This window comes from Paenibacillus sp. JJ1722 (genome assembly GCF_048282685.1).
GTDB classification, from domain to species: Bacteria; Bacillota; Bacilli; order Paenibacillales; family Paenibacillaceae; genus Paenibacillus; species Paenibacillus polymyxa_B.
Genome location: NZ_CP182500.1, coordinates 5,160,691 through 5,185,152 on the forward strand (window position 1 = coordinate 5,160,691; position 24,462 = coordinate 5,185,152).

Below are 24,462 nucleotides of genomic sequence, written 5' to 3' on the forward strand. Positions count from 1 at the left end.
GCACTCATCGTTCGGGAGTATTTTCAGTTATTGGAGTCCCTGCCCCTCTTTCATGTGAACCAGTGTGTTCAGCTGCTCCAGCAACGTATTTCCGCCAGTCAGCGAAATCGTGCCAATCTTCTCGCAGATTTTTTCCATGAATTCCAGTTCTTTAAGACGAAAGAGGGTGGCATTCTCGTCCATCAGCTTGGCCGTATTGAGCAGACTACGAGTGGATGCCGTCTCTTCACGTCGTGTGATGAGGTTGGCCTGTGCCTTCTTCTCTGCCAACAGCACGGTATTCAGAATATCCTTGATATCCCCCGGCAAAATAATATCCTTCACCCCTGCTGACGTAAAAGTCACTCCATATTCGCCACTCTGCTCATTCAGTCGAGTCAAAACATATTCCGCAATCTCCTGCTTCATTTTCAGCAAATCATCCAGCTTCATCGTGCCAACATATTCGCGCAGCAGCAGTTGAAGCATAATGTACATTTGTTCCTCGTATGCCCTGAATTCCAACGCCCGCAACGGGTCGATGATACGGTACTGACAGACGAAGTTGAGGCGCAGCGTGATTTTGTCCTCTGTCATGATTTCCTGTCCCATCAGGTCCATCTGCTGTTGTCGCATATCTATCGTTTTGATCTCTGTATTCACTGTGGACATCCAGAAATAATATTTGCCCGGTTTTAGCTCACCCTGCAACACATTATCGTAATACAAAAATCCCAATTCATAGCTGCCCACCTGAAGTGCCTTCCAGAAGCCCGGTGTCTTGGACAAGAATGCTTGCCCCAATGCCTTATCAATCGCAGGCTGCCGAGTATCTGCACGAACAAAACGATGTTTCTTGAGCATGTTCCAAAAAGCATATTTCCCTGCCGTCAGTAGCTCCACAAATCGATTATCCTCATAATGCAACACATATTCATGGTCCTCTACATCAATGACATTCAATTGCTCAAGCAATAGGGGATCTGTCAAAAACAAACGAATGTCATGATCAGGTACAAAAAATGGTTCGGCTACATTCAAAATTTCAACTGCTTCCTGCCGAAATGTTTTCAATAGGTAAGTTCCTGGGTGCAACAACTTGTGGTAGCTTCCTTTTTTGAACAGCAGCCCGCGCTCATCAGATTTAATCGTTATCTTCTTAAACATCGTATCACTCCTAGTATTTAAAATTCTCAACTTAAAAATGTACATTTCCGCGTGTAGCGGCTTCACGTTCCATTTGATCTTCCGATCGCTGTTGCTACTGAATTTTTAGAATGGATAAACCCGTTAAAGGGTTAAATTCAGTGGCAAAGGCGAACGCTTCGCTTCTTCAGATTCAAATGGTCCGCTCCGCTGATTCGCATGTTATAGTAAACACACATTTTTAAAATGAGGATTTTTTATTTGTTGTAGTAGGGTTAGTGACCCTTGCAGAGCATCCCTTCGGTGTGGACGGCGGGGTCAAGCTTAAGGAAAAAGAAAGATACCGCCTGTTTCCGTGTTCTAGGGATGGAATTCATCAGCCCAACATCGATTGTGAATCTGTATCCCCGAAGCCTCGAACCCTGTCGGCGCTTGCTCTCTCCGGTATCCGCTGGCCGCATAGCCATCGCCCCGGTACCTGTCATCGAGACCAGACATGGGATGCTCTTATCCGGGTCTTTTCATTGTTTTTATTCGATCATTCGAATACTCTACCAGAAGTCGCGTGGAAGGCGATTGGGAATTGAACCCTAATGTTGGTGGATACATCAGAATTACAGGATACCTGACCCCATCAGGGCAGGCACTGCGGGACCTTTGGAAATCCACGCCTCGGTAATATCTTCCTGTATCAGCCTTTATCATTATCGCGCAACCTGGAACTCACGAACATGGCGAAAGTATTACGACCCTATAAAAAAACAAAAAAAGACACAGGAGAAGCGTATGTGCTTCCCTTGTGTCTTTCTTTCTATAGTTAACTGTCGCGTTCGTATCTTAGGCCTGATCCACTAGGATGTTTTTTCGAAAACGGGATCAACGCTCGGTAACGGAAGTTGTGGAACGTCTGTCGTTGTAGAAGCAGTCTGCTGGTGTGTATAGCTGAATGAAGGGGTCTCATATTGCAATCCCGCCTTTTCATAGGTAAACCAATAGCTGACAGCCTTCCCGATATCGAGGTCTGTAATCCGCTGCTCCCAGACACCGCCGTTGTTTGTCATTCGGTAATTGAGCTGTTGTCCACCCGTTAAAGTATAATGCACGTCAACATAGGCCGAGGCTGTTTTGGGTGTAAATTGAAGCAATGCTTCATGATCGCTGACAAAGCGAGCTCCTACTTTATAATCCTCCGTTTCCCCGCCACCCTCATTACCACCAGATGCTGGCTCTGTCGTTACCCCTACCGCATTGCTTGCTGCAGATAGGTTACCAGCTGCATCTCGAGCCTTAACGGTAAAGCTGTAAGTGGAAGCTGCATTCAGCCCTGTAATTGAAGCGGAAGTACCGCTTATCTCTGCTGCCTGAGCCCCGTCCTTATAAACGATATAACCCGTAACGCCAACATTGTCTGTAGCTGCATCCCACTCCAGAGTGACCGCCGAAGCCGTTTTGGTCGTAGCTCGAACATTCGCCGGGATGGATGGAGCCTCCGTATCAGGTTGCGGATTGCCACCGCCGCTTCCATTTCCGGTATTAAAGGTATTCGGCTGCACGGTAATAGTGTGCCCATCTGAGAAGGTTACCGTTTTAACCTGGTTTGTAAAATTGTAGGCCACATAAGTTTTTACACCGTTTTTATGAAATACGGCATAAATAGGTGAATTAGCGGTGATGCTGTGGTCGATGTTGCCTAAAGCATCCAAATTGTAGATCCAGTGGTAGGCATTCGCCTTGGAATTCCCCGCTTCCGGTGTCATGGCCGCTACGCGTGCACTGAATTTGGCCTTGGCATCGGACGGGTCCGAGATCGCTCTGTACATATACACAATATCTTCCCATGGACTGAAATTCCCACCGCTTTTTCGCAGCAGATCGTTATAATTTTTAGCTGCATAATCTGAATACTGCGTCAGATACAAGGAAGCCGAGGTGATCGGTAGCCAGTTGATACCATGAACCTCTGCGGCATTATTGGTCCACCATGTTGCATTCCCTACCGTTTTACCACCCCAGATCATGCTTGCCGTCGCGCTTTGCATCCCTGCAGGGGTGTTTGTGCCATGCACATCAAACCAGTATTCGTTAATCGCATTCATTTCCGTTGTATATAGATAAATGCCCAGATCACGAGTTTGAGTATTTCCCGTCGCCTCGCCCCATAAAATAAGACCTGCCCAAGCATTCATCGCTTCCGAGGAGGATTCATTGTTGTTGCCATCACCAAATTTGGCATGGCCGGAAGCCCAGGTGTGCCCGGCATAGGGATCAAAATTACGCAAATACGGAAATTTCGAATCAGACCTGTCGGTATTGGCGATGTCACGAATGAGCAACTGTACCATCTGCCCCCATTGGGAATTGGATGCCCAGCTCTTGTCCACACGTGCAATTTCGGCCGCGGCCTTGATAAAGTATCCATAATGGAAGTGATGGTCATTTAATTCTACCGCACTGCCAAAGCTGTCGGGATAACCGATCAACGTCCCCCAATTGTTGTTATACACAAATAGACTGGAGCTTTTCAGATTACCCGAGCTGTCACTGGCCTTAAACCAGTCCTGCAGCCGGCTTTTGATCTCATTGCGGAACTGGGTCGCTGCTGCGGTATTGCCAGCCTGGTCGGCAATCGGCGCCAGCGCTGCTAGCTTGCCCAGACGTTTTCCAGTCCAGTACGTGTCTCTATCGCCGGAGTAGACTTCCGCTTTCGCTTCGTCTATATAACTGTTGAGCGTATTTTTATCGTAGGACCCCAAGTCGGGCAGGGAAGGCAGTACCCCTGTAAACTTCATTTTCGTTTGAAAAGAAGCACCTTCTGCTGTTTTCATCAGACCGCGTACAGAATTGTACGTATAGCCTAGCAGGGGTTGTGATGAATTTTTCCACTGATGCGGGTATAAGGCAAAAATAGTACCGCTTTGCGTGCCTTCCTTCGCTGTTGTCGCAACAGTAAAGGTGGTCGTCACTTCGGAAGAGGCTTCGTTATAGCTGTACTGTGCTTTGGAGTTTGTAACGAAAGAATAGGCGTATTGCTGAAATTTGTCCAATGTCGCGGTTGTTTTGTCAGGCAAAGCCGCCACTGTAAAATAGTTTTTCCCGTTCAATTGATTGATCAGAGTACTCGTTCCGAGGCCAGACCAGGTGCTGCCGGAAGGACCAAACAGACCATAGTGTGAGCCATTAACCGTAATGCCAAGCACAGGGGAACTAGCTGACCCAGACCAAACCTCTGGCACCCCATTAAATGAAAGCTTGGGATTGCCACCGCCAAACTCAAAAAAAACATAGGGGGAGCCGTGTCCATAGGTAGCACTCATTTTATTGCTGCCGCTTTGAAATAATGATTTGACAAACCAGTCGCTGAAACCGTCCACCTTGGCATCAGGAAATGAAGCGCTTACAGAATGACCGACGGAAAAATCGTTCACATCATCCATCCAACCTGCGATGTATCCCGGATTTACCGTAATTTTCCCACTCGGGTTAAAGATGCGTAAACCGTTTTGCTGATTTTTCAAGGCAAGGGGATGCGGATATTGAGCCTCGGAGTACGGTACCCAGGCGAGGCTGCTCCACCAGTCATTGGTAGGCATTGGGCTGTTTACATTCGCTGTTTTGTAAATCTCGTTTTGCGGTGTTGCTGCTCCGGCAGGTAGTGTGGTTGAATATGAGCCAGCGCCTTGTGTGACCTCACCCGAAAAGGCTTTAGTAGAAACCGGTGCAGCTAAAAATATCAGACTGGCACTTAACAAGCATAATAACGTTTTTTTCACAACCTACATCCTCCTTTGAATTCTATAATCCCTTTCACTGCAAGGCTTTTCCCTTCTCTTCCAAGTTGATTTCAACTTCATTGTGCTTGATCTCAATTTCCAGGTCAATCCTTTTATTTCTATATTCTAACTAAACGAGGCGAAAGTCTCTAAAAATACATAAGAAACCAGGACGAAAAACCCAAGCATGTGTAATTATGTTATCTCGAATTCACCCCATTAGACATTTACCCTATGAGTTATTCATCCCATTAATCATTCACCCTAATAAACGTTTAGTATATAAAAAAAGAATCCTCCAGGCCTTTTAGCCCTCCAGATTCTCTGTTCTTTTAAGTATATAAGCTTTTGAGTATTTAAGTCCTTTTGCCTTTCCCATGCTCCACACCATTTCGAAAAAATGAGTGACTTTGCGGTGGGCAGTAGCGGAGCGAAGGGGTTGAATCTGGAGAAGCGTAAGCGTTCGCCTTTGCAGTGGGATTCTTACCTTTAAATGTCTTATCAATCCGAAGAATCCCACTGCAACAGCGATCGGAAGATCAACCCCTTAGTGGAGTGCCTTCTCCCCCGCAAACAACACTCATTTTTCCCGCTCAAAATACCCTTCTAGTTTCCAGTCTACACCAACCTGTGTCACGCTCAAATCATGCAATGCCACCGCATCGCTCATCGCAGACACGCCCTCTCCCCCGAGAAATCCCGGGGCTGCGCGTCCTCCAACCAGCTTTGGTGCCATGTACAGCACCAGCTTGTCTGCCAGCCCTTGCTGCACGAAGGAAGCGTTCACCTCGGCTCCGCCTTCCACGAACACCGATGATACCTCTGCCGCACCCAAAATATCCAGCATTTGCGGCAGGTTAACCCGATCGCTGTTTTCATCCTGAGTCGGAAATACCTTTACACCTAGCTGTTCCAACTGGCTACGCTTGCCTTCATCATAAGCGCGTCCTGTGAATATCCAGGTAGGCGCCTCCCCATCTGTAATGACACGGGCATCCAATGGAATACGAAGCTTGCTATCCAAAATGATACGAATCGGATTCCGTCCTTCTGGTAGACGAGTCGTAAGCTGAGGATTATCGTGAATCACCGTCTGTACACCGACCAGGATTCCCACATGCTCGTTACGAAGACGATGCACATCCTCCCGTGCAGCCTCAGATGTAATCCATTTGCTTTCCGAGGTCCGGGTTGCAATTTTACCGTCCAGTGTTACTGCCGATTTGATCGTAATAAAAGGACGCTTGCTCACAATATATTGATTGAACACTTCATTCATGCGGATGGATTCCTGCTCACATACTCCGACAATGACCTCAATGCCCGCATCTTTCAAAATCTGTACCCCTCTGCCGGAAACCAGCGGGTTCGGGTCCAGCGCTGCAACCACCACCCGACGAATGCCTGCCTTCACAATGGCTTCCGCGCACGGGCCTGTCCGACCGTGATGAGAACACGGCTCCAGCGTTACGTAAATTGTCGCTCCCTGAGCGTGTTCACCCGCCATACGCAACGCATGAATCTCGGCATGTGGCTCGCCGGGCTTCAGATGAGCGCCGATCCCAACGATACGACCGTTGTTGACAATGACTGATCCGACGAGCGGATTCGGTTCGGTTTGCCCTTTAGCACTTCTGGCATTTTCCAGTGCCAGGCGCATATATTTTTCGTGAGTGGTCATAGAACCTCCCTGAGATCGGAATCCCGCAAATGGCCGGATCGTTCCACTTTTGTATTCAAATACCGTTCATTATATTGCGACACATCGCCCCAGAGCGGCATGCGACCCGCCACATTCATACCCGATTTCTTCAAGGCATCCAGTTTTTTGGGATTATTTGTGATCAGGGTTACCGGTTTTTGTCTCAGGTGACGGAGCACACTAATGGCGTCTGCATAGTTGCGGGTATCATCTTCAAAACCCAATTGGTGGTTGGCTTCTACAGTATCCATGCCTTCTTCCTGCAGAATATAAGCCATTGCTTTACTAAACAAACCGATTCCGCGGCCTTCATGGTTAGCCAGATAGAACAATGCACCCGTTCCATGTTCCGCAATCATTTTCATGGACTGGTGGAGTTGAAATCCGCAATCACAACGCTTGCTACCAAAAATATCTCCAGTATGGCAAATACTATGCATGCGAACTAATGCATTTTCCGACTGTTGAAGATCGCCATACACCAAAACGCTTGACTGTTGTCCCTCTGCCAAATCCAGTGTGGACAATCGCTTCACAATCGTCTCAGCGGTGGCATTCAGTAAGTCCTGACGATCTTCCTCATCCCGTACAGGCAACCAGCAGTACCACTGAAAAACAACCGTTTCTCCTTCCAAATTAACTGGTAGCTTGATCGGTCCTACTAAAATCGTCGAAGATTGCTCTCCGCGAACGGTTTGAATTTTATCGTTAAGTAGCGTAGCTACATCTTTTTGGTTCATCTCTCTGCACCATCCTTTATATAAACTCTATATATGAAAATTCCGGTAATTCATGTTGTTGTCAGGATTTATATCCTTTGATTATCGGCTTGTAAGAAATGTTCATGAAACGTGGATTCCATCGTCAGCTGCCGTCCCTGAAGCTCGGTGACAGCCTGTCGCCGTCCGTCTTCGAACGCCTTTAGGTCTCCTGCGGTATAGCTCTTCTGTCGTAAACGAAGAAGCTCACTGGCTAGCACATCGGCATCCTTCAAAGCTGCATTCAAGCCAAAAGCTCCGGTAGGTGTCATGGTATGCGCCGCATCTCCAATAAGGACCAGCCCGTTCTGCGCCCAGGTGTCACTGCGACTGCTGAAAATATCCAACGGTACGAAGTCCTTCCATGAACGAATGTGATCATGCACACTATGCTTCAAATCCGGAAAAGCCTCGGTAAACCGTTGTATAAAGGGTTCAAAAGATTGCTTAAACAGGGTTGGAAAGCTACCTTCCTCCACATTCCAGCCAATTTGAATATAGCCCTCAGCCTGCGAGAATAAAGCCAACTGCCCTCCGTTGACCCGTGCCAGACGAGTGACGGGCTCCCACCCAGCAGGTGCTGTGATTTTCGCCCATAGCAGATCATAGCCGTGTCGAATGTTTGTCACAGGCATCTGCGCCAGCTTGCGCACAGTCGAATAGCGACCGTCTGCCCCTACAATCAACGAACTGTCAATCGTGATCTCATGACCGTTCTTATCGCGGGCGGCCAAGCCCGTGTACCCCTGCTCGCTGTTACCTTCCAAGGTAGTCACAGTTGTACCCGCCAGGTAACGGAAGGACCCGTAGGTTGACGCCTGCTTGAGCAGAGCCTCCAAAAATCGAGGCTGTGGAATATGAACCCCCACATTACCATCTACTGATGCTGGCTTGACCGTCTTCACTTGCTGCTGATGCTCCCAATATTCGATTCTTGTAGAGGCGAGAACATAGTCCTTATGAATTTGTTCGAGCAGCTTATGCTTTTGGATCACTTCCTGACCCTCATCATTCAAGATTTCACCGCGGAAAGCCTTTCCCGCTATGCTCTGCCGCTCAATCAATATCGTGGATACACCATGCGCCGCCAGTAGACAGGACAACAAAGTTCCTGCGGGTCCCCCTCCAACTACGCACACTTCACATTCCAACTTCATCTGACTTCCCCCTACGCCCAAACCACACCATAACGATTAGTTCGTATCTGTTCATTTAATTACATCATTAATAATATCAAAAATAATATCAAATTAAGTTCAAATTTTAAGTATTCATATCTCAAGCTCCGTATCAAAGCCAACAAGTTACTTTATGTAACAAAGTATATTTATATCACACCATTTCGTCAAGTAATAAATTTATGTAAAGTAAAATCATTTACTTTTAACAGTGGATCGTTAATAATAGGAGCATGAGGTGATCACATGAACATTCCGCAGATGTGCCCACGGTTTGAAAAAGCTATGGAGCTACTGAGTAAGCGTTGGACGGTGTTGATCGTATTTCAACTAACCAATGGTCCGCAACGTTTCGTCGCTATTGAGAATTCAATCCCTAATTTAAGTGGAAAGGTCCTTTCCGACCGTCTAAAAGAGCTGGAGGAAGAAGGAATCATACAACGTATGGTTTATCCTGAGAAGCCTGTACGGATTGAATACTCTCTTACAGATAAGGGACGCGATTTAGCTCCTTTGTTTGACCATATCGGTACTTGGGCTACACGCTGGATTGAGGTTCTACCAGCACTTGAAAAGCAATGATCCATATGGGCTACAGCTATTTTTCCTAAACTAACATGATAAAAACACACAGACTGCTAACATGCCAAAGAACGCCTTTGCTCTAAGTACAATTTGTACTCATAGTGCAAGGCGTTCTATTTTTCATATGAAGGAACTTTATTGATTCACCTACATATCGATTCCATTATTTAAACGTTTCCCTCACCGCTGCGTTGCATTTCCTCACGAATGGATTGCACCCGTTTTTTCCCCCAGTCATACATCATCTCCACAATGGGCAAAATCGTCATCCCCAGTTCAGTCATCGAATACTCCACCTTTGGAGGTACCTCGGGATACACTTCCCGGTGCACAATACCGTCCTCCATCAACTCCCGCAGCTGATTGGTCAGCACTTTATGCGACAGCTTCGGAAACAGCCTTTGCAGGTCACTGAAACGGTGCGCCCCTTCTACACCCAGATGCCATAAAATGACGACCTTCCACTTTCCGCTTAAGACCGAAAGGGTCAGTTCCTTTTCGCAGTTATAGTCTCCGTTGACGATCTTCTCCCGTATTTCTTCTCTTAGCGTATCGGACATATATCAATTAACTCCTTCTAAATCATCATGGTCTTGCACTCTAATAGTAACCTACAGGTAACCTCCGTACTTGAAAGTGCATTCTTCACAGCCTGACGATGCCATCCTACAATAGTAGATATCGTTTCACATTCAAGGAGGAATGAAGTATGAGTAAAAAAGCTCTTTTTATTATACCCCCAGAGCGCTTTAATGAGGATGAATTGTTTAAACCAAAGGAAGCACTGGAGCAAGCAGGTGTTACTGTGACGCTAGCTAGTACAAAAACAGGCGAAATCATAGGTGACTACAATGGTAAAGCGACAGCTGATCTTGTTTTTACTGACGCTGTGCTGGCTGATTATGATGTGGTATCTGTGATCGGCGGATCAGGAACGAATGACTATCTTTGGAATAACGCGGATCTCCAAGCTCTGCTGAAACAAACTCATGAGCAAAAGAAACTATTGGCTGGCATCTGCGCAGGTTCTGTAGCCGTGGCTCAAACTGGACTGCTCTCCGGCAGAACGGCTACATGTTATCCTGTGGATGTACAAAAGGACCTGCTCCAATCGCATCAAGCCGAATATGTGGCACAGCATGTCGTTGCGCATAGCGACATTATTACAGCCGACGGTCCAGATGGTGCACAGGACTTCGGCGCAGCACTTGTCAAAGCCCTGCAATAAGCACATCTTTGAGGTTCTAGGTGGGCACTTTAAACAGCACTCCAAAAAGCCGCATCGCGTCCTTTCTTTTGTATGGGACCCGATGCGGCTTCTTTGTGCCATTTTCATGCTTAAGTGATTAATTTAATTGTATGGTCCTGGATTTTCGTGTTAGCTTTAAAGAATCGACGTTTAGTATAGGAGGCTTATATGCCGTGTTTATGAAAGGCAAAATCCATTTACATCAGGTAACGTCCGAATCGTTGCGACTGGGCGCCTTACTATCATTAGTAGGGGGCTTTTTGGACACATATACCTTTGTTGGAAGAGGCGGTGTTTTCGCCAACGCACAGACAGGCAATATCGTGCTGCTGGCTGTTAAAGTCATTCAGGGGCACTGGATTCAGGCATTATCCTATATCCCGCCTCTGATCGCCTTTTCACTGGGGGTTTTTGTTGCTGAAGGGATTAAACGCAAATCAACCCACCGTTTAACTCCAGACTGGACCCGCGCAATTCTTTTACTGGAAATCGCGATTTTTTTCATCGTGGGATTGATTCCGCAAGGAGTTCCCAATACGGTAGTAGTGGTGATCGTCTCATTCGTCGCTTCCGTGCAAATGACTTCCTTCCGCAAGCTCATTGATGTGCCGTACACCTCCACGGTCAGCACCGGTAACCTTCGATCAGCTATCGAGGCTGTGTATGTCGCTGTAACGACCAAGGACACGAACGCTGCCATTCGAGCGATGCGTTATGGTGTCATCCTGGCTGCCTTCTTGGTAGGAGCCTTGCTCGGGGGATTTCTGACTTTGACGATTGGGGATAAAGCCGTTTGGGGCGCTGTTGTTGCACTTATTTTTTCTTTTATTTTATTTACAGAAGAGGAAAAGTGGAAGCTGCCGCTTCGTCACTAATCCTCCATTACATCAGCCCTGAATGAACTGCCGCTGGGCCGTTTCGAAGAAATTCAAGAGGTCATTGCGGGACGAAAATGCTGCCTGCGCAGATTGGTTGCTACCGCCCCCTTTGCCCTGAAACGCGCCCAGATTTTCCTTTAAATACGCTCCGCAGCTAATGGAATGGGTACCATTATGTGCCAGAATGATTTTGTTTTCGGCTGTTGTGGCAAATAAAACAAGCAGATCATGCTCAGCGGTCAGCTTGGCAGCCAATTGCTGCATCTCCTGAATGGATTTTTGTTCAAATACATGAGCAAGAACATGCCCCTGTACAGCAGACAGCAACTCTTTCGCCTGGTACGATGCATTTTCCTCTTGCAAGAACTCCACTTGCGCCTTGAGCTGCTTATGCTCCTGCTCCCACTTTTCGAATCGAGTCAAAATATCCTTTCGTCCAGTATTGAACTTCGTAGATAACACGTCCAAAATCCGAACACTCTCATTAAAGTCCTGGAGTGCGCGAGCACCACATTTGAAATGGATTCTCGCCATCCCTTTTTGCTTTTCCCATTTCAAGCATTTAATCATTCCAATTTCCCCGGTCTGAGCTACATGTGTACCGCCGCAAGCATTATATTCAATGCCCTCGATCTCGACAATCCGAATATTTTCCGTCACTTTGGGCGTTTTCACCAGCGGAATATCCTTCAATTGCTCACTGGTTACAAAAAAACTTTTTATGTTGCGATTACTATAGATTTGCTGATTTACTTCCTGTTCGATTGCCGATAGCTGCGCAGGTGTTACATCCGAACAGTTCACATCAATCGTGGCATATTCTTGTCCCAGATGAAAGCTTTCAGTACGCGCACCCAACAACTCCAGACAAACCGCTGACAGCAAATGCTGCCCGCTATGCTGCTGCATATGATCAAATCTGCGCTCCCAATCCAATTGGCAGGCTACTTTCCTATCCTCCGGCAAATGCTCTACCTGATGCCAAATATCCCCATCCTCGAGAACAACATCTAATACACGGACGCCCTGAATTGTTCCTGTATCACAAGGCTGGCCTCCGCCATGCGGATAAAAGGCCGTTTCCTCCAGCATAACCAAATATTTTCCGTCTCTTTCCATGCTCTGTGTAATATGAGTGTCCCACTCCGTAAGATTTGGAGCAGTGTAGTATAATTTTGTCGTCATTCCAGATTCCTCACTTTTAGGTTCTTTGTCTCGTACGATATCCACTTATTATCAAGCACTTCATTGTAAATATCAATGTAGGGAAAAGCTTGAACCATGGCACGAACAACTGTAGAAAGAAAATAAAGTACTAGACTGGATATGTTGGTCCCACGCGACATTTCGAATTATAAAACCGTCAGATCTCGTAAAAAAAGTATTAGACTGGCCCCAGCTATAAAAACAGCGGCAGCCGTGGACGAGAAAATAAAGTCCTAGACTGTCGCTGTTTTATTGAACTAAAGTTCTCCGTTAGTATAACAATGCATCATCTTTACGGTTCCCGAAGGAGTTAATGCACAATGAGGACTGGGCAACTTGATAGCTGTGAAACCTTGTGGCTGACACTTCCAAGCATCATTTCTTTTATGCCACTTAGCCCACGGCTTCCAATAATAATGAGTTGCTGCTTGGAATCTCTTGCATAATTTAATATTTCATGTGCAGGATCTCCCTTAAGATGAAGTGTTTCCGGGTTAATCCCCGCAGATTCTAATTTGGATTTGGCTTGTTGCAACTGTTCCAAACTCGCTTTCTCCATTTCGTTCAATATTTCTTCCAAGAAATGCCCTGGTAAATATGTCATGCCATTCGATACATATTCCTGGCTGACATTAACCAAGGTAACTTGAGTTTGTTTGTTTCGAGCTATTTCAACGGTTGCATCGAGGAGTTTGTTCGTTATTTCAGCTTTATCAATTGCCACAATAATTTTGTCAAACATATTTATCGTCCTTTCCGTGGCAGCTCGTAACTATTTCGGCTACCTACAAAACGGTTTCTTGCTGCTCCTATACCGACTAAAAAGAGTAAGACCGAAGCGCCAAGCAGAATGAAAAGTGGCAGATTCCAACTATTTGTCGCATCATGCAGAAATCCTATAAGGGCAGGACCGATTGCGGCAAGAAGATATCCGATCGATTGCGCCATGCCAGACAGTTCCGCTGCTTGATGCGCATTTTCAGTACGTAAACCGAAAAACATCATGGACAAACTAAAGGCGCAGCCTCCACCAATTCCGAGTATTATAATCCACAACAGAATGATATTGGAGCTTCCGTATAGAAGTCCGAGCGTTCCCGTTAAAAGCAAAATGATTGTGATGACCACTAACAAACGTTGGCTAGACATGCGCCCAGCAATAACGGGGACAATAAAGGTAAATGGAAGCAGAGCTAACTGCATTATCGAGAGGTACCATCCTGATTGGTTTGAGCCAATTCCTTGCTGCTTTAAAATTTCAGGCAACCATGCGATCAACACATAGAAAACCATGGACTGTATACCCATAAACAAGGTTACTTGCCAGGCAAGAGGGGATCGCCAAACATTCACATCGTTGCTGGCCATCTGTTGACTCGTCGTGGTTGTTTGCTTCGTTTGATTTCTTAATTGGGGTAACCAACAGAGAATCGATACAAAGCTTAGAATCCCCCATATTCCCAATGCTCCCTGCCATTTTAGACCTGCGTTCACGGCTAGCGGTACACTGATTCCCGATGCGATTGCTCCAAATAAACTCATTGAAATTGAGTAAACACCTGTCATGGAGCCAATTTTATTTGGGATATCCCTTTTGATTAAACTTGGCAATAATACATTACATACGGCAATTGCGAATCCAAGAATTGCTGTCCCAATATATAGATTAGCTGCGCCAGATAAAGAACGTATTACAATGCCAACAGTCAGAACGATTAGGGCAATCAAAATGATACGTTCAATCCCATACCTTCGTCCAAATTTGGGTACTAGAGGTGATAATAAAGCAAAGGCAAGCAAAGGTAGCGTTGTTATCAGGCCTGCTACTGTATTTGAAATACGAACGTCATCCCTTATGAGACTCACTAAAGGACCGACTGAGGTTAAGGGAGCACGTAAATTAGCTGCAATAATAATAATGCCGAGAATTATCAGTCCTATAGAGGATGGTACGGCTTTTATATTTTGTTTGTTCGACATTCTTCATTTCTCCTTACTAAATTCATACGTAAAATTTGTTTCCTGCTGATTGAAAAACTATGAAATAACATCCGCGCGAACAATAAAAGTATATTATAATATATTATTTTTAACAATAATTATTTTGTAATATATTATTTTTAACAATAAGTATTTTATAACACACATTAACTCATCTAAAAACAAAAATACAACTCTGAATTCCCGTCATGGAATTCGGAGTTGTATTTAATAAGTGGAATTTTCGACTTTTAGAAACCATACTTTAAGGATATATGGAGCACTGTTTCGCTATTCGTACGATTGGTATAAGAGTGAGGACAATCTGCACGAAAACTGATCGTATCATATTGATTCAATGTGTAAATCTCTCCATTGACTTGAATTTCAATGGAACCAGTCATTACTGTCGCAATTTCAGTTGTATTCACATGATGACCTTCAGGGTGATACGAGCTATTCGGCTGTAAGTAAGCCCGACACATTTCAATATCGTTGCTTGCGTTTTTAAAGACCGGTTCAATGATCCAATTTTTTTGATCATTAGAAAACCGCAGTCCTTCGCCTGCTCGATACAAACTAACAGGGTCTTCTGATTTCAACAAAGCTAATAGCGGTAAAGATATGCCTTTTGAAATTTTCCATATAATCGCCAAAGTTGGATTTGTATCGCCACGTTCGATATTCCCCAGAGTAAGTTTGCTTACACCCGTTAATTCCGCTAAGTCGTCTAAGCTCATGTTTTTTTCTTTTCTGTACTTTTTCAAGACACCGCCGATTTGTAATACAATTTGTTTTGATTCATCGATTTCATCCATTTGATATGCACCTCAACAAAAAACAATTATAGCTAGTATACTGTTTATCTAGACTCTTTTCCATACAATTAGTATGGGATGGTGGACTACACTCCTATGCAAAATTCTGACGTCTATGTAACTAATCTGCCAGTTAGCTTAATGAAGCATCGTCAGTCTAACACTTTATTTTTCAGTCTAATACTTTATTTTCTTTTGACAACAACCTCCATATAGTGAAAAATCTACATGACGATTAACAAAATTTAGCTTGAAATTCATTTTTGAATAGATTAAGATTAGTCGGCTAACTAATTTGTTGATTGGAACATACTGTAAGAAGAAAGGAGAACCCTATGGATTTTGATTTACGGGACTTGCCCACTCGTGAGGCGCTGCAAGAATTTTCTAAGCGTATCCCCGAGATTGATGTAAGAGCGACAGAAGCTATGCTATTTTTTATGCGAGTATCTTCCAGTGTTTTTAAAGTCAGTTTTGAGGGCTTTGAGAAGTTCGGTATATCTCATGGAAAATTTTCAATACTAATTCTTCTGTACCGCAACATCCATACAGGATTGCTGGCTACAGAGCTTGCGGAGAAAGTAGGAGTTAGCAAGCCTACCGTTACCGGTCTGCTTGACCGCCTGGAACGCGATGGGCTTACTATGAGATCCGTACACCCTTCCGACCGCCGTATGAGCATTGTTAAACTGACCGAACAAGGAACAGAAATGATGGAAAGACTGCTGCCTACACATTTCACAAGCACTTCCACACTGATGAGCCACCTATCCACCGATGAAAAAGAGCTGCTCCTGACATTACTCCAAAAAATAGAAAGCGGCATCCCTCAAGCAAAAGAGATATATAAAGCAGCAAAGCCAGAATAAGTTTTAATTTTGCGTTTTAGTTAGCCGACTAACTTTTAAATTATTAAATAAAAGAATAAATAAAATGTACATACCAGGATATTTATTCGAGTCTATGTTTAACTCATTTTATGAATGTAAGGAGCGTATTACTCATGAATCGCACACAAGTCGCCAGCCTCATCATCCCTGTCATTTCTATTGCCTGCCTTATCGGCGGGGGGTTCCTGCTTCAGACTAACGGACAAGATCAAGTCAATGCTTCTCGATCTGTTAAAGGCACAACACTAAATGCGGATAGCATTCATGTATCGTTTGAACAAGTAGGAGGCAAAATCCTGAACATCCCGGTAACAGAAGAAACTAAGGTGAAAAAAGGAACTGTCCTTATGACTTTGGATTCCAAAGATGTGGATCTGCAAATTGAGCAGCTGCGGACACAAATCGCCCAGTTCAATACGCAGATCAGCCAACAGCAACAATCCATCCATTTAGGGTATACACGAGCAGCAACTCAGGAAAAACAGGCACAGCTAGATATCGCGCAAGCTCAAGTGACTGAGAGTAAAAGTCAGGCCGCATTGCAGCGGGCACAAGCGGCTGAGCGTCAAGCCACTGCTGCGGAACAACAGGTCAATAACGGGGCTCGGGATGAAGATGTTCAGCAGCAACGAATTGCCGTAGCCTCAGCCACCAAAAACGTTCAGACAGCGCAAACCAACTATAAGCGTAATAAAGCACTCTATGATGCAGGAAGTGCATCCAAAGCAGCGTTGGATGATGCCGAATCCTCTTTGACTTTAGCGACAAATCAGTTGAGCCAGCAAAAAGAGTCTCTTCAAAAGCTACTTCATGGTGCCACTTCTGAAGAACGTATGCAGGCCAGTGAACAGACGACACAAGCAGCTGTTTCGGTAAAACAAGCCGAGGAAGAAATTCGCGGTGCCCAATTGTCCGTCGATCGTTCCAAGACCCAACTGGAAACCATTCAGCAGAGTCGTCAACAGTTGGCAGATCAGAAGCTGGCTATTGACCTCTTAAAGCAACAAAAAGACACACAGGAAGTTCAGCTTAAAACGTTGCTGCTCAAAAAAGAACGCCTGGTGTTAAAAGCACCACAGGATGGCAAGGTTACTTCGATTAGTACCAAAGTCGGCGAAAATGTGGCGCAAGGGGCTCCTGTGATTACCCTGGAAACCAATGATTTATATTACGATCTCTATGTGAATGAAGAACAAGCGGGGAAATTCAAGGCCAATCAAGAAATTAAAACTCATATCTCTGGTCTCAATAAGGACCTGAAAGGTACGGTACGCTATGTAACTGCCGCACCACAATTCGCTAATGTGAAGATGTCCCGTGAAAAAGGAGAAGCAGATACCGCTACATTCCAGGTACGTGTATATGTAACAAGAGAAGCAGCTTTGCTACCAGGCATGACAGTTGAGGTGAATACAAATGAAATCTCTTCGTGATGAATGGTCGTATCTGGTTCACTCCAAGTATCCGATCATAGCTATCATCTTCCCGTTGATTGCCGTACTGGGGTATTCACTGTTGCTCCCAAGCAGCCAAATTAACGACGCTAACGTGGTAGTGGTGGATCAAGATAACACAGCTTACAGCCGTGAGTTCATTCAGAAAATAGATGCTTCCCCGTATATGAACGTAGCTGAGATTGTTTCGTATACGGACAACCCTGAACAGTATTTTTATCATGAGCAATATTTGGCTGTTATTTCCCTGCCGCATGGTTTAGAGGATAATCACAATCGTTCCCTTTCCAGCCGCGTGGGTCTCATTCTCGATAATACCAATGTTCAATCTATTACTTCGATTCGTACAGCTATGCAGGAAATTAGCGTTTCCGAGAATATGGAACTGTCTGTTCCAGCTATGTTGAAAACCGGGATGAACGCAGAACAGGCCCAAGGGGCCCTCAATGGTATCGCCTTGGAAGTGCGTTCCCTGTTTAATCCAACGAATGACTATCAGAATACGACGATACTTGCATTCACTTGTATGTTCTCTTTTATGATACTCAATATAAATAGCTTACCTCTGGTCGCTAGACTCCGGGTTTCCAAGAGGCTGGCTGCTGAGCTGCAAAATCCGTTCAACATACTACTGCGTATGCTTCCTTATACGCTGTTTTCGACGGCTGGCTTAATCTTCTCTCTCGGGATGCTTAAAGTGTTTGGAGGAGGCCGTTTCGAGGCCAATCCGATTCTCTTTATAATTCCGGTTGTCCTGTATGTATTCGGTACCGTTTGTATCAATGTCCTGGTTGCATGGGGCGCTGCACATCCAGGAATAGCCATCGGCAGAATGGTGATGATACTCATGCCTGCTTTTGTTTTATCAGGGGCTGTTCTTTCCAGATCACTGTTTCCACCTTTAGCGATTCAAATCGGTGATTTCTTCCCCTTTGTATGGATGTACAAATTCCTTCGTACCATGGGTCTGCGTGGTGCACCTTTGCAAGAGATGCTTCCCGAACTCGGTTCTCTGTTACTATATGTGGGTGTACTCTCCATGCTGGTTATCGCCAGAGCACTGTGGGAAAAACAAAAGCTGGCCAAGCAAACTGCTGGCAATGCTTCTGAAAAGGGATCACCACATCCCGTTGTTCCAGCAAGCTCAACTGGCGGCGGGTTATCTATGCAAGGGGCACCATCAGCACCTATGCATGAGCCTATAAAAGGATAGAGTCTCGTCTATAAAATAAAAAAGGGTTAAGTGCCGTCTAACGAGCCTTAACCCTTTTTCAATAATCAGGATTTTGCAAAATTCTCAATAATATTAAATTGTCATTGTTATCAGAATAAAATTCACTTATATGCCCGACCTAATTGATAAGCGTGCTCCAGTAAACCTTCAATGTATTCTTTCGATTCGGACAAAGTATCATAGAAGAACTCCACCTTGGACTCTCTTACTCTTGCGTAACCAGCAATGGCTTTATTCAAATAATTAGTAACTAAATCGTGATATTCATACTTGATCAGATGTTCTTTCGTTCCTCCCGCCAAGCACAGCCACAAGACCTGTTTTGTCTTGAACTCCTCAAGTAAACCTATGTTCCACACTTTATCCAGGTACCCTTTTAGCATGGAAGGAACACTGTACCACCATAGAGGAAACACAAAGACCAGAGCATCCGCAGCAGCAATTCTGTCCATCTCTCTCCGTGTTTCAGGAGCATATTGTTTATGAGGCGTATTCCAATCCAGCTCATCTGCCGCGCTATATACCGGATTAAACCCATCCCGATACAAGTCCAAAATATCTACCTCGTGCTTATTCTCTTTCAATCCCTCTACAAAACGATTCATGACCGCAAGGGTAAGTGAATCTTCTCTAGGATGCGTGACGACCAATAGAACTTTCATGTATCCGTAACCTTCTTTCTCCTCGTGATTGGTGTACCCTGTTTACAGATGCTATTATGGTTGATATATATAAAAGTGTGAAGTACGCACTTCATTGTACCGTAGGTACTTTAAGGTTCCTTAGTGCTTTTAGAACTACAAATTGGAGGGGGAAAGTTTATGGAAGACAACGCCAAAACCTATATGCTCGGGATCGAGGCAACTTTGGAGGTCATCAGTGGAAAGTGGAAAGGCATCATCCTACACCATTTAATCAGCGGCAGAAAACGTACATACGAACTTCGTCAACTCATTCCGAAAATCACCCAAAAAGTGCTCACCCAACAGCTTAGAGAGCTTGAAAAGGATGGAATCATCCACCGTATCATTTATAACCAGGTTCCACCCAAAGTGGAGTACGAGCTTAGTGAATATGGATGGGATTTTAAAGATCTGCTTGATCGTTTTTGCTTATGGGGAGAAGATCATTTGGATAGGATCTATGGAGATAAAACAAAGGTGCTGGAAGAGTATACTGTGAGGGAAAAAAACGCCAAACAAGCACCACCTCTTTAAGGAGGCGTGCTTGTTTGAAATACTATAGCCCTATGAAATGACTAACCACAGGTATAAGCCCAGTAGGGTCATAAAAAGTGTAGGAATGGTTAAGACAATGCCTGTCTTAAAATAAGTCCCCCAAGAAATTTTTACGTTTTTCGAACGGAGCACATGCAGCCACAACAACGTGGCTAATGAACCAATCGGAGTTATTTTCGGCCCCAGATCCGATCCAATCACGTTAGCATAAATCAACGCCTCTTTGACCATACCGGTTGCATGGGTGGCATCAATGGCAAGCGCATTAATCATGACCGTAGGCATGTTATTCATGACCGACGAGATAATCGCTGCAATAAAACCCATGCCCATGGTGGCCACAAACATACCTTGATCGGCAGCCGCTTGAATCACATGGGCCAGCAGATCCGTCAAACCGGCATTACGCAGACCATACACCACAACATACATTCCGATGGAGAAAAATACGATAGCCCATGGAGCGCCCTTGATGACTTCTTTCATCGGCACTGCAGGGCTTCTACGCGCCATCAATAAGAAAAAGATAGCAATAATACCGGCCACCACCGAAACGGGAATATTAAAAAATTCGCATGCAAAGTAGCCAATGAACAAAACCGCGAGAACGATCCAGGACATACGGAACATCTTTGGATCTTTAATCGCTTCCGCAGGCCTGATTAATTGTGTCGCATCAAACGTTTTCGGAATCCTTTTACGAAAAAAGAGATACAGTACTCCTATACTGGCTGCTAAAGAAAATAAATTAGGTATAATCATGCGACTCGCATATTCCATAAAGGTGATACCAAAGAAATCGGCTGACACAATATTAACCAAGTTGCTGACCACAAGCGGAAGCGACGTCGTGTCTGAAATAAAACCGCTCGCTATGATAAAAGGAAAAACCATTTTCTCATCCAATTTAAGTGCCCGAACCATCGCCAGTACAATCGGTGTCAGTATTAAGGCCGCACCGTCATTCGCAAAAAAAGCAGCAACAACGGCGCCAAGAATGGTCACATAAACAAACATCCGGGTTCCGCTTCCTCGCGCAGCTCGTGCCATGTGAAGCGCCGCCCATTCGAAGAAGCCTATTTTATCAAGCACCAACGAAATCAGAATAATGGCTACAAAAGCCAGTGTCGCATTCCAGACAATATGAGTAACTTCCCAAACATCATGCAAATCGACGACACCCACCAGCAAGGCGAGTATGGCACCGCCGCAGGCAGACCATCCTATGGACAAATTTTTAGGCTGCCAGATCACCAACACTAAAGTGGCTAAGAATATAATGCATGCCAACAAAATCAATGTTTTAAACCTCCATTACATCACCTTATAAACATATACTTATATTAAAAACATCTTTATCCCTGCAAGGAGTTAAACGGAGCAGCCTTTAGGATGAGCAGCAAGCCGATGAATCCGGTCCACAAGATGCGATCGGCTCCTCTTTATTCAGCCATTTTAAAATCTGCTTAGAGTCTGGCATACTCTCAAGAACAGCTTGAATATGCGGCTTGTCGTCTACATTTAAGGAATAGTGTACCCACTGACTTCGTCGTTCTTCTTTTACAATCCCTTGCGACTTTAATTTTCTCAAATGTTGGCTAATTGCTGGCTGCGACATATCAAAGATATCTACAAATTCGCAAACACACCATTCTCTCTCTCTTAGCAGGGAAAGCATGGCCAGCCGAGTTTTATCCCCCAATAGCTTTAAATGATCGGCTACATAACCAAGTTGATCCAAGGTGTGCCCCCCCTTCCACTTATATAACTATATGCTTATATACTAATGTAGTACGGTTTTAATATCAAGCACGAATAATACTTATTCGTTCACCAATTGCATAATCCAGTCTTTTATATCCACGATTCGCAGTGTTTTGGGACGTGTATTCGTTCCGGAAATAATTAATGGGACAAGGGAATCTTTTTCATGCAGCGATCCATGAGCTCCCCCTCCGATGTGAGTAGGGGAACTTTCGCCGACGAGTTCATATCCAGGTTGGACCGTGACGACAACATATCTTCCTTCATGTGAATTCATTGCCCCGTGTAGCCTCGCCAAAACGTCTGGATATTTTCCATATTGGATCCGGTTGTTATTCACCGTAATATCCACAAGGTCCTCTTCGCCCGACAAGGTCCACGATTGCCCATATTCATCGATGAATTTTCCACCGGGATGATAAGAAAACAGCTTATCCCTTTTTCCCTTTGTAACATGAATATGGTTTGTACCATCTTTCATAGCGATAATGTCGAGCTTGTCCTCATGCTGTAAAAGCTTCGCCACGTTGGACAGCTCTACGTTATCGTTTATCGCATAGATATAGGCCATCCGTTCATTAGCGGCAATCACGATTTGGTCATCACTTCTTACAGGTTGATTTAATTTTGCAATACGGTAATGATTCAAAAGCGACTTTAAATCAACAGCGGCAACCTGTCGATCATCATAAACAGCGCTTTGCGCACTGTCACCCATGACAACCCATATCGCATTGTTTACAGCTTGTTCCCACGAACCATATGCATTCAACACAGTTTGCAGTGCTTGATCTGCTTTTTCGATTCCCTCCAGTTGAGTCGGACCCTTTCTATGCGCTAAATTATCATTCTCTGGAAAGTATGTGATGGTTACGTCTGGAAGTTTCTTCTGGCTTATTAGAAAAGCGGTATCTTTTGCGGAAAATTCGTCGTTCATCCCAAATTTTTTCCACAAAGGAGTATTCCAGCTATTTTTCGGATTCAATTGTGCCAAAGCTGCATAAGATAACCATTTAGGCCCTGTTACTATCATTTTTTCTGGCACCCTGCTGCTATTCGCTATGAAGTCAGGCACTTTTAAGGCATGTTTCGTTTTCCCTCTGAAGACAATAGCATTGATGGACGCGGATTCTTTTCCTTTGTCAGCCAATTCCTCATGTATGGTTTTCGTTTTTTTATTCAAATGAACTTGGTTTAATTGGTAAATTGCGTCTAAGAATACTTGCAGTTGGTCTATCTTCAAGGCTTCTTTGGCACCATTGCCGTAGAGAATCATGCGTTTCTTTTGGTCGCTGTACCAAACGAGTCCGGGCACATGATGTTGGTCGGCATACGTTCCCGTTAATAATGTACTGTCGATTGTCACAGACATCGTGGGAAATGAACTCACTACTTGCGGGAAATATTGCCCTTGATGAAGGAGATATTGCATCGCGGGTGCACGGCCTTCTTGAATCGCATCTTGCAAAGGCTTATCCATTAATGAATCAATCAAGATCACAATGACAGGTTTTTTGCCCATTTGATTTACTATGATAGGTGACTTCACACTTTGTTGTTTTAGCTGTTGACTGGAGTCCGCTCTACAGCCCAAGATCATCAACAATAAACTTAGCACTAGTGCTATGGTAACTTTATTTTTCATGCCCATGTATGTGTCCCTTTCTTAGAAAAACTTGATCCTCTTATTTTTTTCTTGTACTAAAAATATTATTCCTGTATTGGATCATCGGGACAAAGGTATTTCATACAAGCAATTAAAGTTACGCCTCCATGAATTTTTTGGATCTAATAGGCCAAATTTAAGATCAAACCATTCAGGGAGGGAGCATAACCATGGCTACTACAAACATAAACGAATACTCTATGCATTACATGGATTCTGGTGAAGGAATGGCCATCCTATTCATTCACCCTCCAGTACTCACAAGCTTAAATTTTACATACCAATTCCAAGAGTTATCATCCGATTTTCGAACTATAGCTTTTGATATCAGAGGACACGGTAAAAGTCAGCCTTCCGAACAAACGGTTACTTATCCTCTCATCGCCCTGGATATTAAACATTTGATGGACCGGATGAGCTTAGATAAAGTATTTTTGTGTGGATATTCTACCGGAGGCTCGATAGTACTTGAGTTCCTCTTGACTCATCCAGATCGGGCATGGGGAGGAATTGTTATCAGTGGAATGTCGGAAGTAAACGAATGGCGACTAAGAAACAAAATTTCTTTGGGCATTGCTCTTTCCAAAATCGGCGCAGTCGGTACGCTTGCCCTTTCTATTGCTTGGTCACAAACGAAACAGCTATCTTTGTTCCGTAAGTTATTCAACGATGCGAAGCAGGGAAATCCCAGGAATGTCGAACAATATTACCGTTACAGCTTGAAGTACAACTGCACCTCTCGGCTCAAGGAAATCCAGCTTCCTGTCCTGCTCGTTTATGGTGAAGAAGATAAGCACTTTCATCCCTATGCCAAAATATTGCATCAACAATTACCAAATAGTGAGCTGGTTTTCCTTAAGAAAGCTGATCATCGCCTTCCTACGAAGGCCGCCAGATTATTGAATGAACTGATCAAGCAGTTCGTAGATCGCTTCAGTCTTTAAGGTAAATCCTACAGGAAAATTCC

At 44.5% G+C, this 24,462-nt stretch carries 22 protein-coding genes; 8 read left to right on the plus strand and 14 right to left on the minus strand.

Features of this window, described 5'->3' with window-relative positions; genetic code table 11:
* Window positions 1-27 precede the first annotated feature (27 nt).
* The 5 genes from ACM1ND_RS23060 to ACM1ND_RS23080 all read right to left on the minus strand — a co-directional run bounded on the left by ACM1ND_RS23060 (window position 28) and on the right by ACM1ND_RS23080 (window position 8,512).
* The gene (locus tag ACM1ND_RS23060) at window positions 28-1,146 is read right to left on the minus strand and encodes a slipin family protein (RefSeq protein ID WP_069080674.1); all 1,119 of its coding nucleotides are present in this window, start codon (window positions 1,144-1,146) and stop codon (window positions 28-30) included.
* Window positions 1,147-1,976: 830 nt separating this feature from the next.
* The gene (locus tag ACM1ND_RS23065; protein WP_418026599.1) at window positions 1,977-4,895 is read right to left on the minus strand and encodes a glycosyl hydrolase; all 2,919 of its coding nucleotides are present in this window, start codon (window positions 4,893-4,895) and stop codon (window positions 1,977-1,979) included.
* Between the two features lie 580 nt (window positions 4,896-5,475).
* The gene (ribD, locus tag ACM1ND_RS23070; RefSeq protein ID WP_028541782.1) at window positions 5,476-6,576 is read right to left on the minus strand and encodes a bifunctional diaminohydroxyphosphoribosylaminopyrimidine deaminase/5-amino-6-(5-phosphoribosylamino)uracil reductase RibD; all 1,101 of its coding nucleotides are present in this window, start codon (window positions 6,574-6,576) and stop codon (window positions 5,476-5,478) included.
* Window positions 6,573-7,337, minus strand: coding sequence for a GTP cyclohydrolase II (locus ACM1ND_RS23075; RefSeq protein ID WP_075154778.1), 765 nt, complete (start codon window positions 7,335-7,337; stop codon window positions 6,573-6,575). Before ACM1ND_RS23075 ends, ribD begins: the two co-directional genes overlap by 4 nt.
* 68 nt (window positions 7,338-7,405) lie before the next feature.
* A complete protein-coding gene (locus tag ACM1ND_RS23080) occupies window positions 7,406-8,512 on the minus strand; it encodes an FAD-dependent monooxygenase (protein WP_339200950.1) in 1,107 nt (368 codons plus the stop codon).
* A 267-nt stretch (window positions 8,513-8,779) separates the two neighbouring features.
* Here ACM1ND_RS23080 and ACM1ND_RS23085 point away from each other — a divergent pair, with 267 nt between their 5' ends.
* Entirely contained in the window at window positions 8,780-9,115 is a 336-nt protein-coding gene (locus tag ACM1ND_RS23085; RefSeq protein WP_023990392.1) for a winged helix-turn-helix transcriptional regulator, read from the plus strand.
* 170 nt (window positions 9,116-9,285) lie between these two features.
* Here the strand turns inward: ACM1ND_RS23085 and ACM1ND_RS23090 are convergent, their stop codons facing one another.
* On the minus strand, window positions 9,286-9,678 hold the full coding sequence (locus tag ACM1ND_RS23090; protein WP_013312050.1) for a winged helix-turn-helix transcriptional regulator: 393 nt from the start codon (window positions 9,676-9,678) through the stop codon (window positions 9,286-9,288).
* Window positions 9,679-9,827: 149 nt separating this feature from the next.
* Between ACM1ND_RS23090 and ACM1ND_RS23095 the strand changes: the two genes are divergently transcribed.
* Both ACM1ND_RS23095 and ACM1ND_RS23100 read left to right on the plus strand, forming a co-directional pair.
* A complete protein-coding gene (locus ACM1ND_RS23095) occupies window positions 9,828-10,346 on the plus strand; it encodes a DJ-1/PfpI family protein (protein ID WP_023990393.1) in 519 nt (172 codons plus the stop codon).
* A 194-nt stretch (window positions 10,347-10,540) separates the two neighbouring features.
* Window positions 10,541-11,242, plus strand: coding sequence for a YoaK family protein (locus tag ACM1ND_RS23100; RefSeq protein ID WP_023990394.1), 702 nt, complete (start codon window positions 10,541-10,543; stop codon window positions 11,240-11,242).
* A 12-nt stretch (window positions 11,243-11,254) separates the two neighbouring features.
* On the opposite strand, the gene ACM1ND_RS23105 is transcribed toward ACM1ND_RS23100, so the two are convergent.
* The 4 genes from ACM1ND_RS23105 to ACM1ND_RS23120 all read right to left on the minus strand — a co-directional run bounded on the left by ACM1ND_RS23105 (window position 11,255) and on the right by ACM1ND_RS23120 (window position 15,249).
* Window positions 11,255-12,430: an alanyl-tRNA editing protein gene (locus ACM1ND_RS23105; protein WP_023990395.1), complete on the minus strand. Its 1,176-nt coding sequence runs from the start codon at window positions 12,428-12,430 to the stop codon at window positions 11,255-11,257.
* A 331-nt stretch (window positions 12,431-12,761) separates the two neighbouring features.
* Window positions 12,762-13,193 (minus strand): universal stress protein, encoded by a 432-nt coding sequence (locus tag ACM1ND_RS23110; protein ID WP_023990396.1) that lies wholly within the window; start codon window positions 13,191-13,193, stop codon window positions 12,762-12,764.
* 2 nt (window positions 13,194-13,195) lie between these two features.
* Complete coding sequence (locus ACM1ND_RS23115; RefSeq protein ID WP_028541778.1) at window positions 13,196-14,431, minus strand: CynX/NimT family MFS transporter; 1,236 nt, start codon at window positions 14,429-14,431, stop codon at window positions 13,196-13,198.
* Window positions 14,432-14,682: 251 nt separating this feature from the next.
* Entirely contained in the window at window positions 14,683-15,249 is a 567-nt protein-coding gene (locus ACM1ND_RS23120; RefSeq protein ID WP_023990398.1) for a helix-turn-helix domain-containing protein, read from the minus strand.
* 335 nt (window positions 15,250-15,584) lie between these two features.
* On the opposite strand from ACM1ND_RS23120, the gene ACM1ND_RS23125 reads away from it, so the two are divergent.
* The 3 genes from ACM1ND_RS23125 (at window position 15,585) to ACM1ND_RS23135 (ending at window position 18,806) form a co-directional block, all read left to right on the plus strand.
* On the plus strand, window positions 15,585-16,118 hold the full coding sequence (locus ACM1ND_RS23125; RefSeq protein ID WP_076161070.1) for a MarR family winged helix-turn-helix transcriptional regulator: 534 nt from the start codon (window positions 15,585-15,587) through the stop codon (window positions 16,116-16,118).
* Window positions 16,119-16,252: 134 nt separating this feature from the next.
* A complete protein-coding gene (locus ACM1ND_RS23130) occupies window positions 16,253-17,572 on the plus strand; it encodes an HlyD family secretion protein (RefSeq protein WP_023990400.1) in 1,320 nt (439 codons plus the stop codon).
* Window positions 17,556-18,806 carry an ABC transporter permease gene (locus ACM1ND_RS23135; RefSeq protein WP_023990401.1) on the plus strand — a complete coding sequence of 417 codons (1,251 nt, stop codon included), beginning with the start codon at window positions 17,556-17,558 and terminating at the stop codon, window positions 18,804-18,806. Before ACM1ND_RS23130 ends, ACM1ND_RS23135 begins: the two co-directional genes overlap by 17 nt.
* Before the next feature lie 122 nt (window positions 18,807-18,928).
* On the opposite strand, the gene ACM1ND_RS23140 is transcribed toward ACM1ND_RS23135, so the two are convergent.
* Complete coding sequence (locus ACM1ND_RS23140) at window positions 18,929-19,489, minus strand: NAD(P)H oxidoreductase (protein ID WP_028541776.1); 561 nt, start codon at window positions 19,487-19,489, stop codon at window positions 18,929-18,931.
* Window positions 19,490-19,648: 159 nt separating this feature from the next.
* On the opposite strand from ACM1ND_RS23140, the gene ACM1ND_RS23145 reads away from it, so the two are divergent.
* Window positions 19,649-20,044, plus strand: coding sequence for a winged helix-turn-helix transcriptional regulator (locus ACM1ND_RS23145; RefSeq protein WP_023990403.1), 396 nt, complete (start codon window positions 19,649-19,651; stop codon window positions 20,042-20,044).
* Window positions 20,045-20,074: 30 nt separating this feature from the next.
* Here ACM1ND_RS23145 and ACM1ND_RS23150 read toward each other — a convergent pair whose 3' ends face one another.
* The 3 genes from ACM1ND_RS23150 to ACM1ND_RS23160 all read right to left on the minus strand — a co-directional run bounded on the left by ACM1ND_RS23150 (window position 20,075) and on the right by ACM1ND_RS23160 (window position 23,480).
* Window positions 20,075-21,364 (minus strand): arsenical efflux pump membrane protein ArsB, encoded by a 1,290-nt coding sequence (locus tag ACM1ND_RS23150; RefSeq protein ID WP_023990404.1) that lies wholly within the window; start codon window positions 21,362-21,364, stop codon window positions 20,075-20,077.
* 88 nt (window positions 21,365-21,452) lie between these two features.
* A complete protein-coding gene (locus ACM1ND_RS23155; RefSeq protein ID WP_418026600.1) occupies window positions 21,453-21,806 on the minus strand; it encodes an ArsR/SmtB family transcription factor in 354 nt (117 codons plus the stop codon).
* A gap of 81 nt (window positions 21,807-21,887) precedes the next feature.
* Window positions 21,888-23,480 (minus strand): alkaline phosphatase family protein, encoded by a 1,593-nt coding sequence (locus ACM1ND_RS23160; protein ID WP_418026601.1) that lies wholly within the window; start codon window positions 23,478-23,480, stop codon window positions 21,888-21,890.
* 185 nt (window positions 23,481-23,665) lie between these two features.
* On the opposite strand from ACM1ND_RS23160, the gene ACM1ND_RS23165 reads away from it, so the two are divergent.
* Window positions 23,666-24,439, plus strand: coding sequence for an alpha/beta fold hydrolase (locus ACM1ND_RS23165; RefSeq protein WP_069080161.1), 774 nt, complete (start codon window positions 23,666-23,668; stop codon window positions 24,437-24,439).
* Window positions 24,440-24,462: the final 23 nt, after the last annotated feature.